Here is a 13587-nt window from a genome sequence, read left to right on the forward strand (position 1 = left end):
ATAGCACGTGATAACACGTGCTACTTTAGTCGATTTATCTAAAATCTATTGATTTTCTTCTGCTGAATTCAATAATTCCGCTAAGTTAGCTGTAGCTTCCTCAGCTGAAACAGTTGTTGGTTGAATTACATCATCAGATGGCATTGCGCGTTTACGCAAACGTTCTTTATGATATGCATAACCAGTACCAGCTGGAATTAAGCGACCAACAATAACGTTTTCTTTCAGGCCACGAAGTTCATCATTTTTACCTGCAACTGCTGCTTCAGTTAATACGCGAGTCGTTTCTTGGAACGATGCCGCAGAAATAAATGACTCAGTAGTAAGTGATGCTTTAGTAATACCAAGCAAATCATGCAAGTAAACAATTGGTTCTTTACCTTGTGCTTCAAGCTCACGATTAATAATCTTCAAGCGTGAAACTTCAAGTTGTTCACCATCAAGTAAACGAGAACCACCAGGATGAATAACAGTTGCTTTACGTAACATTTGACGAACAATAACTTCAATATGTTTATCGTTAATTTTTACACCTTGTAAACGATAAACTTCTTGAACTTCATTCACAATGTAACGAGTTACTGCATTAACACCTCGTAGACGTAAAATATCATGTGCTGATTCAGGACCATCAGAAATCACATCACCACGGCCAACTTGTTCGCCTTCGAATACGTTAAGTTGACGCCATTTTGGAATCATCTCTTCATATGGTTCACTACCATCTAGTGGAGTAATAATTAAGCGACGTTTACCTTTAGTTTCTTTACCGAATGAGATAATACCATCAATTTCAGCAAGAATTGCCGGCTCTTTAGGTTTACGAGCTTCAAATAAATCAGCAACTCGTGGTAAACCACCGGTGATATCTTTAGTACCTACAGATGCTTGTGGAATACGTGCAAGTGTATCACCAACATTAATTTCCGCACCATCTTCTAATTGTACTAATGCTTTACCTGGTAAGAAGTACTGCGCAAGCATTTCTGTACCTGCCACAAAGATATCATTACCTTTAGCATCAACAATTTTAATCGCTGGACGTAGATCTTTACCAACACCAGTACGTTCTGCTACATCTAAGATCACGATAGAGGATAAACCTGTTAACTCATCAGTTTGACGAGTAATAGTTTGACCATCGATCATATCAACAAAACGAACAAAACCTTTGGCTTCCGAAATAACTGGCATTGTATGTGGATCCCAGTTTGCTATCGTTTCACCAGCATCAACCGCCGCACCATTACCTTTAGTTAAAATCGAGCCATAAGGAACTTTATAAGTTTCTTTCATTCGACCTAATTCATCAATAATAGTTAATTCAGCATTACGTGAAGTAATAACTAGTTTCTGATCTGGGTTAGTTACAAATTTAGCATTAGTTAGTTTAATACTACCTTTGTTTTTAACTTGAACACTAGATTCTGCTGCTGCTCGCGATGCCGCACCACCGATATGGAACGTACGCATGGTTAACTGTGTACCTGGCTCACCGATTGATTGAGCAGCGATAACACCGATTGCTTCACCTTTGTTCACTAAGTGACCACGAGCTAAGTCACGTCCATAACATTTCGCACAAACACCAAAATCAGTATCACACGAAACTACTGAACGAACTTTAACGCTATCTACAGATTCTTGTTCAAGTAGATCACAATAACTTTCATCAAGTAATGTATTGCGAGGGATTAAAATATCCGCACTACCTGGTTTTAATACGTCTTCAGCTGTTACACGACCTAATACACGTTCACGTAATGGTTCTTTAACATCACCACCTTCAATCACAGGTGTCATTACCACACCTTCTAACGTGCCACAGTCATCTTCAATAACAACTAAATCTTGAGCCACATCAACTAAACGACGAGTTAAGTAACCTGAGTTCGCTGTTTTCAATGCGGTATCAGCAAGACCTTTACGCGCACCATGGGTCGAGATAAAGTATTGAAGTACGTTTAATCCTTCACGGAAGTTTGCGGTGATTGGCGTTTCGATGATCGAACCATCTGGTTTTGCCATCAAACCACGCATACCAGCTAACTGACGAATCTGAGCTGCAGAACCACGAGCACCAGAGTCGGCCATCATATAGATGCTGTTAAATGAAGATTGAACTTCTTCTTTACCTTCACGGTTAATAACTTTTTCAGTTGATAAGTTATCCATCATCGCTTTAGCAACACGCTCATTAGCTGCTGCCCAAATATCAATAACTTTGTTATAACGTTCACCTGCAGTTACTAAACCTGATTGGAACTGTTCTTGAATTTCTGCAACTTCGATTTCAGCTTCATTGATAATTTGTAATTTCTTAGCAGGAATTTCCATATCATCAATACCAACCGATACACCAGAACGAGCTGCATAAGCAAAGCCGGTATACATAACCTGGTCAGCTAAAATAACAGTTTCTTTCATGCCTAATTGGCGATAACAAATATTTAAAATTCGTGAAATCGCTTTTTTACCAAGCGGCTGATTGATAACTGAGAAACTCATGCCTTTAGGCATAATTAACCATAAGATAGCACGACCAACAGTAGTATCAATTACAGAAGTTGTATCTTCCCATTCACCAATACTGTTACGATGGCTTTCAGTTATACGTACTTTAACTTTAGCATGTAATTCAACTAGACCTAAACGATACAGTTTTTCTGCTTCTTTAGGGCCGGTTAATACCATGCCTTCACCTTTAGCATTGACTTTATCACGAGTCATGTAGTAAAGCCCTAAAACCACGTCCTGAGATGGAACGATGATAGGCTCACCACTTGCAGGTGAAAGAATATTGTTGGTTGACATCATTAACGCACGTGCTTCTAATTGCGCTTCTAACGTTAATGGAACGTGCACCGCCATTTGGTCACCATCGAAGTCAGCATTGAATGCCGCACAAACTAATGGGTGTAACTGAATAGCTTTACCTTCAATAAGAATCGGTTCAAATGCTTGAATACCTAATCGGTGAAGTGTTGGCGCACGGTTTAATAATACCGGATGTTCACGAATAACTTCATCTAAGATATCCCAAACAACTGCATCTTCACGCTCAACCATTTTCTTCGCTGCTTTAATGGTTGTTGCATAACCACGACGTTCTAATTTACCGTAGATAAATGGTTTAAATAATTCAAGCGCCATTTTCTTCGGTAAACCACATTGATGTAAACGTAAGTATGGACCTACAGTAATTACTGAACGGCCTGAATAGTCTACACGTTTACCTAATAGGTTTTGACGGAAACGACCTTGCTTACCTTTAATCATATCGGCAAGTGATTTTAGTGGACGTTTATTTGAACCAGTGATTGCACGACCACGACGACCATTATCTAACAATGCGTCTACAGATTCTTGTAACATACGTTTTTCGTTACGTACAATAATATCTGGTGCAGCTAAATCTAATAAACGTTTTAAACGATTATTTCGGTTGATTACACGACGATATAAATCATTTAAGTCTGATGTTGCAAAACGACCGCCATCAAGTGGTACTAATGGTCGTAAATCAGGTGGCAACACAGGTAACACATTTAAGATCATCCATTCAGGTTTATTTTCTGATTGAATAAATGCTTCAATGATCTTAATTCTTTTAGTTAACTTTTTACGTTTTGTTTCAGAATTAGTAGTTGATAGTTCATCACGTAATACTTCACATTCAGATTGAACATCAATATTACGTAATAATTCTTGAATAGCTTCTGCACCCATACGTGCATCAAACTCATCACCGAACTCTTCTAACGCATCTAAATACTGTTCTTCAGTTAAGATTTGCCCACGTTCTAAATTAGTCATGCCACCATCAAGAACCATAAATGATTCAAAATAAAGCACTCGTTCAATATCACGAAGTGGCATATCAAGTAATAAACCAATACGTGATGGTAATGATTTTAAAAACCAAATATGTGCAGTTGGTGATGCAAGTTCAATGTGGCCCATACGTTCACGACGTACTTTAGCTTGTGTGACTTCTACACCACATTTTTCACAAATAACACCACGGTGTTTTAAACGTTTATATTTTCCACACAAACATTCATAATCTTTAACTGGCCCGAAAATACGCGCACAAAACAATCCATCACGTTCAGGTTTAAACGTACGATAGTTAATTGTTTCAGGTTTTTTAACTTCACCAAAAGACCATGAACGAATCATATCAGGAGAGGCAAGGCCAATCTTGATAGCATCAAAATCTTCAGTTTTTGTTTGTGCTTTTAGAAACTTTAGTAAGTCTTTCACAATTGACTCCTATGGAGTTAAATCAATTAGATAACTTATCATTACTGATAAGTTATCCCTTATAAATAGAAATCATTTTAGCTAGCTAAGATTACTCTTCATCTAACTCGATATTAATACCTAACGAACGAATCTCTTTTAACAATACATTAAATGATTCTGGGATCGCAGGTTCCATACGATGATCACCATCTACAATATTTTTATACATCTTAGTACGACCGTTCACATCATCTGATTTAACAGTTAACATTTCTTGTAAGGTATAAGCTGCACCATATGCTTCAAGTGCCCACACTTCCATCTCACCGAAACGTTGACCACCAAATTGAGCTTTACCACCCAACGGTTGCTGTGTAACCAAACTATATGAGCCTGTAGAACGAGCATGCATCTTATCATCAACTAAGTGATTCAATTTCAACATGTACATATAACCTACAGTTACTGGACGTTCAAATTGCTCACCGGTACGACCATCAAACAAGGTAATTTGACCTGAAGTTGGTAAATCACCGAGCTCAAGTAATGCTTTAATTTCTTGCTCTTTTGCACCATCAAATACTGGTGTTGCAAGTGGCATACCATTACGTAAATTTTGCGCCAATGTCATCACTTCTTGATCGGTAAATTCAGCAACATTGACTTTTTGCGCTGCACCTAAACCAAGGTCATAAGCTTTTTGGATAAAATCACGTAATTTAGCTAACTCTTGCTGTTCTTTTAGCATAGCATCGATCTTTTGACCAATACCTTTCGCCGCCATACCTAAGTGAGTTTCTAAAATCTGACCAATATTCATACGTGAAGGAACACCTAGCGGATTCAATACGATATCAACTGGACGTCCTTTATCATCATATGGCATATCTTCAATTGGGTTGATTTTAGAGATAACCCCTTTGTTACCATGACGACCCGCCATCTTATCACCAGGCTGAATTTGACGTTTAACCGCTAAGTAAACTTTAACAATTTTCAGCACACCAGGTTGTAAATCATCACCTTGAGTGATCTTCATACGTTTAGCTTCAAGTTTTTTGTTAAACTCAGCTTTAATTTCATCATGCTGTTCAGCAAGTTGCTCTAATTGCGCTTGTTTGCTCTCATTAGCAATACCAATAGTTAACCATTTTTCACGTGGTAAGGCATCTAATTTGTCGGCTTTAATACCGCCAGAAATTAATACATCACGAATACGAGCAAATAACGCTGCTTCAAGGATTTTAAGCTCTTCGGTTAAGTCTTTGCGAACTTGTTTAAGTTGCATCTCTTCAATTTCAAGTGCACGTTTATCTTTTTGTACACCATCACGAGTAAAGACTTGAACATCAATAACTGTACCTGAAACACCATTTGGTACACGAAGTGAAGTATCCTTAACATCTGACGCTTTTTCACCAAAAATAGCGCGTAGTAATTTTTCTTCTGGTGTTAATTGTGTTTCACCTTTTGGTGTTACTTTACCAACCAGAATATCGCCACCTTTAACTTCAGCACCAATATAAACAATACCTGATTCATCTAGTTTAGAAAGAGCCGCTTCACCCACATTTGGAATATCTGCGGTAATTTCTTCTGCACCTAGTTTAGTATCACGAGATACACAAGATAATTCTTGAATATGAATCGAAGTGAAACGGTCATCTTGTACCACTTTTTCAGAAACTAAAATAGAATCCTCAAAGTTATAACCATTCCATGGCATGAATGCCACACGCATGTTTTGACCTAAAGCTAACTCACCTAAGTCAGTTGATGGACCGTCAGCAAGGACATCACCACGCTCAACTTTTTCACCTAATTCCACACATGGAATTTGGTTAATACAAGTATTTTGGTTTGAACGGGTATATTTAGTTAAATTATAAATATCAATCCCTGTTTCACCAGCATACATTTCATCATCGTTAACATTAATTACGATGCGTGAAGCATCAACATATTGTACTGTACCACCACGACGAGCAACTGCAGTTACACCTGAGTCAACTGCTACTGCACGTTCCATACCAGTACCAACAAATGGTTTTTCTGCTTTTAACGTTGGTACCGCTTGACGTTGCATGTTTGCACCCATCAATGCACGGTTAGCATCATCATGTTCTAAGAATGGAATTAATGAAGCACCAACCGATACGATTTGTTGTGTTGATACGTCCATATAATGGACTTGTTCAGGGCTATATAAACCAGACTCACCATTTAAACGACAAGTCACTAAATCTTCTTTAAAACGACCATCGTCATCAAGATTTGAGTTAGCCTGAGCAATAACAAATTCACTTTCGTCGATTGCTGATAAATAGTTAATTTCATCAGTTACCACACCATCAACCACTCGGCGATATGGAGTCTCAAGGAATCCATACTCATTAGTACGAGAATATACCGCTAATGAGTTAATCAAACCGATGTTTGGACCTTCCGGTGTTTCAATCGGACATACACGACCATAATGGGTAGGATGTACGTCACGTACTTCGAATCCGGCACGTTCACGGGTTAAACCACCAGGACCTAATGCTGAAATACGACGTTTGTGAGTAATTTCAGATAATGGATTGTTTTGATCCATAAACTGAGATAACTGGCTAGAACCAAAGAATTCACGAATTGCCGCAGAAATTGGTTTAGCATTAATCATATCTTGTGGCATTAATGATTCAAGATCGCCTAGTGATAAGCGTTCTTTTACCGCACGTTCTACACGTACTAAACCAATACGGAATTGGTTTTCAGCCATTTCACCAACACTACGGATACGACGGTTACCTAAGTGATCGATATCATCGACTTCACCATGACCATTACGAATGCTGATCAATTTCTTCATTACATCAACGATATCAGTTTTAGTTAAGACACTTTCGCCTTCAATATCGTCACGTCCTAAAGAACGATTAAACTTCATACGACCTACTGCTGATAAGTCATAACGCTCATCAGAGAAGAATAAGTTATCAAATAAAGCTTCAGCTGCTTCTTTTGTTGGTGGCTCACCAGGACGCATCATTCGATAAATTTCAACTAATGCACCTAGTCGATCTCGAGTAGAGTCAACATTTAAGGTTTCAGAAATAAATGCACCATGATCTAAATCATTAGTGAATAATGTTTCAATTTTCTTATAGCCTGCATTAGTTAATTCAAGCAATAGTTCTAATGAAATTGGTGTATTAGCAAAAGCAACAACTTCACCAGTTTCTTGATTCACATAATCTTTCGCTAATACTTTATTAACAATATATTCAACTGGAACATCGATCTTAGTTACTTTATCTTTTTCAAGCTCACGAATATGACGAGCTGTAATACGACGACCTTTCTCTGCGTAAACTTTGCCTTTTGATTCAATATCAAATAATGCTGTTTCACCACGTAAACGCTCTGGTACAAGATCCATTTTTAATTTTGATTTGCCCACTTCGAAAATAGTTTTTTCGAAGAACATATCTAAAATTTCTTCAGTTTCATAACCTAACGCACGCAAAATGATTGTTGCAGGAAGTTTACGACGACGGTCAATACGAGCAAAAAGATTATCTTTTGGATCAAATTCGAAATCAAGCCAAGAGCCACGATAAGGAATAATCCGAGCATTATATAAAACTTTACCAGAAGAGTGTGTTTTACCTTTATCACTATCAAAGAACACACCCGGACTACGGTGTAATTGTGAAACGATAACACGCTCTGTACCGTTAATCACAAACGTACCATTGTCAGTCATTAAAGGAATTTCGCCCATGTAGACGTCTTGCTCTTTAATATCTTTAACTGTTCCTTCTGGCGCATCTTTATCATAAATAACTAAACGTAATTTAACGCGCAATGGTGCTGAGTAAGTGATCCCTCTAATTTGACATTCTTTTACATCAAATACAGGTTCGCCCATCTTAAAGCTCACGTATTGTAACTCAGCGCTACCACTATAACTTTTTATCGGAAATATTGAACGAAAAGCGGCTTCTAAACCATATTGACCTTCAGGGTCTTGCTCAATAAACTTCTGGAACGAATCAAGTTGAATAGAAAGAAGATACGGTATATCCAAGACTTGTGGACGCTTACCAAAATTCTTACGAATTCGTTTTTTCTCGGTATAAGAGTAAACCATTAGTTCCTCAACTTGCTTATCTGCTATTTTAGCATGATTAAATATTCATCAGGGTACTACGAAATAATAACGCCTGACACCTCATCGAAAATATCTATAAATATCAAATGATTAGGCTTAATAAATATATTATTTCTTTATTACTTTTTATTGATAATCTTCAAATAAAATTCTTTGACTTATTACAGCGCAAAAAGGCTGGAGGTATAAAACCCCCAGCCAGTTAGCTTGTTATCGATAAACTTACTTAAGTTCGACAACTGCACCAGATTCTTCAAGTGCCTTTTTAAGTTCATCTGCGTCAGCTTTACTAACACCTTCTTTAACAGTTGCTGGAGCTGATTCAACAAGGTCTTTAGCTTCTTTTAAGCCTAAACCAGTTGCACCACGAACTGCTTTGATAACAGCTACTTTGTTAGCACCAACATCTTTTAAGATTACATCAAATTCAGATTTTTCTTCTGCTGCTTCAGCTGGACCCGCTGCTGCAACTGCTACAGCTGCTGCTGCAGAAACGCCAAATTTTTCTTCCATCATAGATACAAGTTCAACAACATCCATTACAGACATTTCAGCAACTGCATCTAAAATTTGTTCTTTAGTGATAGACATAATATAGTTTCCCAAATTTACATTTTTTTAATTAATAAAATTCACAATCATACCGCAATTAAGCAGCTTGTTTTTGATCGCGAACCGCTGCAAGAGTACGAACCAATTTGCCAGCTGCGGCTTCTTTCATGGTTGACATCAAGCGAGCTAATGCTTCTTCATAAGTAGGTAATGTTGCTAAGCGATCAATGTTCGCTGCAGTAATCAACTCACCTTCAAAGGCTGCGGCTTTAATCTCAAAATTATCATTTTCTTTTGCAAACGCTTTAAAAATACGCGCTGCAGCACCTGGGTGCTCATTTGAAAACGCAATTAGAGTTGGACCAACAAACGTATCTTTTAAACACTCGTATTGAGTTCCCTCAACAACACGGCGTAATAAGGTGTTACGAACAACACGCATATAAACACCAGCTTCACGAGCAGATTTACGTAATGCAGTCATTTTTTCTACAGTTACGCCACGAGAATCAGCAACAACTGCAGATAGCGCACCTTTGGCTATTTCATTAACTTCAGCAACAATTTCTTGTTTATTTTGAAGATTTAGTGCCATTGGTATTGCTCCTGGATTAAACTAGGCAAAGCCTAGAATTACTTTAACTAACTACAAATGTAGCTAGCACAATCACGATGAGCAGAATTCCTGTATTATATCTTATCAGGTTCTGTCACCGTCTACGTAGGAAAATTAAGTAATTAAATATCAATTACACCTACGGTCTTGGACGGGGTCTGGTTAAGGCCAGACACCAACCGATTCTTTGTTTAATTGTTAATTAAACAGATGCATTTAAAGTTGCTTGATCGATAGCAACACCAGCGCCCATTGTAGTAGAAAGACTAACTTTCTTCACAAATACACCTTTTGAAGATGCTGGTTTTGCACGTTTTAAAGCAACAAGTAATGCTTCTAAATTCTCTTTAAGTTTATCTGCATCAAAATCAGCTTTACCGATAGTAGTATGGATAATACCATTTTTATCATTACGGTAACGGATTTGACCTGCTTTAGCATTTTTAACAGCTTCAGCAACGTTAGGTGTTACAGTACCAACTTTAGGGTTTGGCATTAAGCCACGAGGTCCTAAAATTTGACCTAATTGACCAACAACGCGCATTGCGTCTGGAGATGCGATAACTACGTCAAAGTTCATTTCGCCTTTCTTGATTTGATCTGCTAGATCATCCATACCAACTAATTCAGCACCAGCTTCTTTAGCAGCATCAGCGTTTGCACCTTGAGTAAATACAGCAACACGAACACTACGTCCTGTACCATGTGGAAGAACGATAGCGCCACGTACATTCTGATCTGATTTACGTGAGTCGATACCTAAATTAACAGCAACATCAACGCTTTCAGTGAATTTAGCTGTAGCAAGTTCTTTCAATAAAGCGACTGCTTCATTGATATCATATAGTTTAGTTGCGTTTACTTTTTCGCGGATAAGTTTAGCTTTCTTAGATAATTTAGCCATGAATTAACCCTCCACTTCCAAGCCCATTGAACGTGCAGTTCCTTCGATAGAACGCATCATCGTTTCAATGGTTGCACCATTCATATCAGCAGCTTTTAATTCAGCGATTTCGCGAATTTGAGCGCTAGTTACTTTACCGACTTTTTTCTTATTCGGTTCACCAGAACCAGACTTGATTTTAGCCGCTTTCTTTAATAATACTGCAGCAGGAGGAGTCTTAGTTACAAAAGTGAATGAACGGTCAGAATATACAGTAATAACTACAGGAATAGGTAAACCTTTTTCCATGCTTTCTGTTTTAGCGTTAAATGCTTTACAGAATTCCATAATATTCACACCGTGTTGACCAAGTGCTGGACCAACTGGTGGACTAGGATTTGCTGCACCAGCTGCAACTTGCAACTTGATGTAGGCTTGTACTTTTTTTGCCATTTTAGTTTCCTTTTCTCGGGTGCAAACGCTTCTATTAATAATAGCTATTAATAAATAGACAGCTCCCCTAAGTTAAATGAGGGCGAAATTATCCTATAACTAATACAAAAATGCAACATTTATTTGTTGAAGGATAAAACAAAAGCAGAGTTTATTGCTCTGCTTCTTTATATACAATAAAAAATATTAGAAAATTTTACAGTACGTCAATAGCGTTAAGTTCTTTAAATGCAAGTTCTAAACGAGCAACTAAAGATTCTTGTCCTTTACGTAACCATACACGTGGATCGTAATATTTTTTATTCGGCGCATCAACACCTTCAGGGTTACCTAATTGACCTTGAAGATAAGCTTCGTTTGCTTTGTAGTAATCTAAAATACCAGCCCAGTTTGCCCATTGAGTATCAGTATCGATATTCATTTTAACAACACCATAGCTAACTGCTTCAGCAATTTCTTCTTGTGTTGAACCTGAACCACCATGGAAAACGAAGTTTAATGATTTAGCTGGTAAATTGAATTTCTCAGATACATATTTTTGAGAATTATCTAAAATTTTTGGCGTTAATTTCACGTTACCTGGTTTGTAAACACCGTGAACATTACCGAATGATGCAGCAATAGTAAAACGTGGGCTAATTTCGCTTAAACGTTCATAAGCATAAGCAACATCTTCTGGTTGTGTATACAATGCAGAACTATCCATATGACTATTATCTACGCCGTCTTCTTCACCACCAGTACAACCTAATTCTAACTCTAATGTCATTTTCATCGCAGACATACGAGCAAGATATTGACAACAAATATCAATATTATCTTTTAATGTTTCTTCGGAAAGATCGATCATATGAGATGAGAATAAAGGTTTACCTGTTTTAGCAAAGTGAGCTTCACCAGCGTCAAGTAATCCATCAACCCATGGAAGAAGTTTTTTAGCACAGTGGTCAGTATGAAGAATAACTGGCACACCATATTTTTCGGCCATTAGGTGAACATGTTTAGCACCTGAAACCGCACCTAAAACAGCAGCTTCTTGTCCATCTAATTTTAAGCCTTTACCAGCGATAAATTGAGCACCGCCATTAGAAAATTGAACAATTACAGCTGAACCAACTTTAGCTGCAGTTTCAATTACTGCGTTAATTGTATTTGTATCAACACAGTTAACAGCAGGTAAAGCAAAATTATTCTCACGCGCGATTTGAAAAACTTTTTGTACATCATCACCAGTAACAACACCAGGTTTAACGACATCAGAAATCTTTGTAGCCATTTTAATTCCTATAGATTTATTTATATAAAAAGTAAAGGATGAGTAATTGGCTCATCCTTCTTATCAAAATAGAATATTAAGCTTTTGCTCTCTCTTCTAACATTGCAACAGCTGGTAGTTTTTTACCTTCAACAAACTCAAGGAATGCACCACCACCAGTAGAAATATAAGAAATTTTATCTTCAATACCAAATAGGTCAATTGCAGCTAATGTATCACCACCACCAGCGATTGAGAATCCTTGGCTATCAGCAATTGCTTTAGCAACAATTTCAGTACCACGACGGAAATTAGGGAACTCAAACACACCGACAGGGCCATTCCATAAAATGGTTTTTGCTTTTTTGATAATATCAGCTAACGCTTCTGCTGACTCATCACCTAAATCAAGGATTTGTTCATTTTCTTTCACATCTTTAACTGATTTTTCAGTTGCCGTTGCTGTTTCGCTAAATTCTGTTGCTACACGAACGTCAGTTGGAACTGGAATATGACAATTAGCCATTAATTTTTTCGCTTCAGGAATTAAATCAGCTTCATAAAGTGATTTACCTACATTATAGCCTTCAGCTGCGATAAAGGTATTAGCGATACCACCACCAACAATAATTTGATCAGCGATTTTTGATAAAGAATCAAGAACTGTTAATTTAGTTGATACTTTAGAACCAGCAACAATCGCAACCATCGGACGGGCTGGATTATCAAGTGCTTTACCTAATGCATCAAGTTCAGCAGCTAATAATGGACCTGCACAAGCAACTGGAGCAAACTTACCAGCACCGTGAGTTGAAGCTTGAGCACGGTGAGCAGTACCAAACGCATCCATTACATAAATATCGCAAAGAGCCGCATATTTTTTAGATAAAGTTTCATCATCTTTACCTTCACCAACATTAAAACGTACGTTTTCAAGAACGACAAGTTCACCTTCGTTAACATCAACACCATCAAGGTAATCTTTAACTAAACGAACAGGGAAAGAAACATGTTCTTTTAAGTAATCAACCACAGGTTGTAAAGAGAACTCTGGGTTATATTCGCCTTCAGTTGGTCGGCCAATATGAGAAGTAACCATTACTTTAGCACCTTTTTTAATGGCTTCTTCAATAGTAGGTAATGATGCTTTGATTCGCGCATCTGAAGTAACCTTACCATTTTTAACAGGCACATTAAGATCTGAGCGAATAAATAAACGTTTCCCTTTTAGATCAAGATCTTGCATTCTAATGATAGACATGAGACTTCCTCTTATAAATATAAAAACAATAAAATTTTTGCTATTCTAACATAAAATTTCTAATTAGGTTACAATCAATATCGGTTATATAGTAAACATTACTCGAAATTTGTGCTTTGTACTTTTTATAGTAAATTTTTTTATGTAACAGCATTGACAA

Annotated in this window: 8 protein-coding genes; all 8 read right to left on the reverse strand. The window is 37.4% G+C overall.

Annotation, left to right across the window (positions count from 1 at the left end):
* Positions 1-45 precede the first annotated feature (45 nt).
* Positions 46-4266 carry a DNA-directed RNA polymerase subunit beta' gene (rpoC, locus tag H3T56_RS10055; RefSeq protein ID WP_110453795.1) on the reverse strand — a complete coding sequence of 1407 codons (4221 nt, stop codon included), beginning with the start codon at positions 4264-4266 and terminating at the stop codon, positions 46-48.
* 91 nt (positions 4267-4357) lie between these two features.
* Entirely contained in the window at positions 4358-8386 is a 4029-nt protein-coding gene (gene rpoB / locus H3T56_RS10060; RefSeq protein ID WP_086320893.1) for a DNA-directed RNA polymerase subunit beta, read from the reverse strand.
* Positions 8387-8629: 243 nt separating this feature from the next.
* Positions 8630-8998: a 50S ribosomal protein L7/L12 gene (gene rplL, locus H3T56_RS10065; protein ID WP_034901671.1), complete on the reverse strand. Its 369-nt coding sequence runs from the start codon at positions 8996-8998 to the stop codon at positions 8630-8632.
* Between the two features lie 58 nt (positions 8999-9056).
* Entirely contained in the window at positions 9057-9554 is a 498-nt protein-coding gene (gene rplJ, locus H3T56_RS10070) for a 50S ribosomal protein L10 (protein ID WP_034901673.1), read from the reverse strand.
* A 223-nt stretch (positions 9555-9777) separates the two neighbouring features.
* On the reverse strand, positions 9778-10479 hold the full coding sequence (gene rplA, locus H3T56_RS10075; RefSeq protein WP_034901675.1) for a 50S ribosomal protein L1: 702 nt from the start codon (positions 10477-10479) through the stop codon (positions 9778-9780).
* Between the two features lie 3 nt (positions 10480-10482).
* Positions 10483-10911 (reverse strand): 50S ribosomal protein L11, encoded by a 429-nt coding sequence (gene rplK, locus H3T56_RS10080; RefSeq protein WP_034884321.1) that lies wholly within the window; start codon positions 10909-10911, stop codon positions 10483-10485.
* 196 nt (positions 10912-11107) lie between these two features.
* On the reverse strand, positions 11108-12187 hold the full coding sequence (gene fbaA / locus H3T56_RS10085) for a class II fructose-bisphosphate aldolase (RefSeq protein ID WP_065578362.1): 1080 nt from the start codon (positions 12185-12187) through the stop codon (positions 11108-11110).
* Between the two features lie 76 nt (positions 12188-12263).
* Positions 12264-13427 carry a phosphoglycerate kinase gene (gene pgk / locus H3T56_RS10090; protein ID WP_065578363.1) on the reverse strand — a complete coding sequence of 388 codons (1164 nt, stop codon included), beginning with the start codon at positions 13425-13427 and terminating at the stop codon, positions 12264-12266.
* Positions 13428-13587 lie beyond the last annotated feature (160 nt).

This window comes from Gilliamella sp. W8123, from assembly GCF_016101085.1.
Taxonomy (GTDB): domain Bacteria; phylum Pseudomonadota; class Gammaproteobacteria; order Enterobacterales; family Orbaceae; genus Gilliamella; species Gilliamella apis.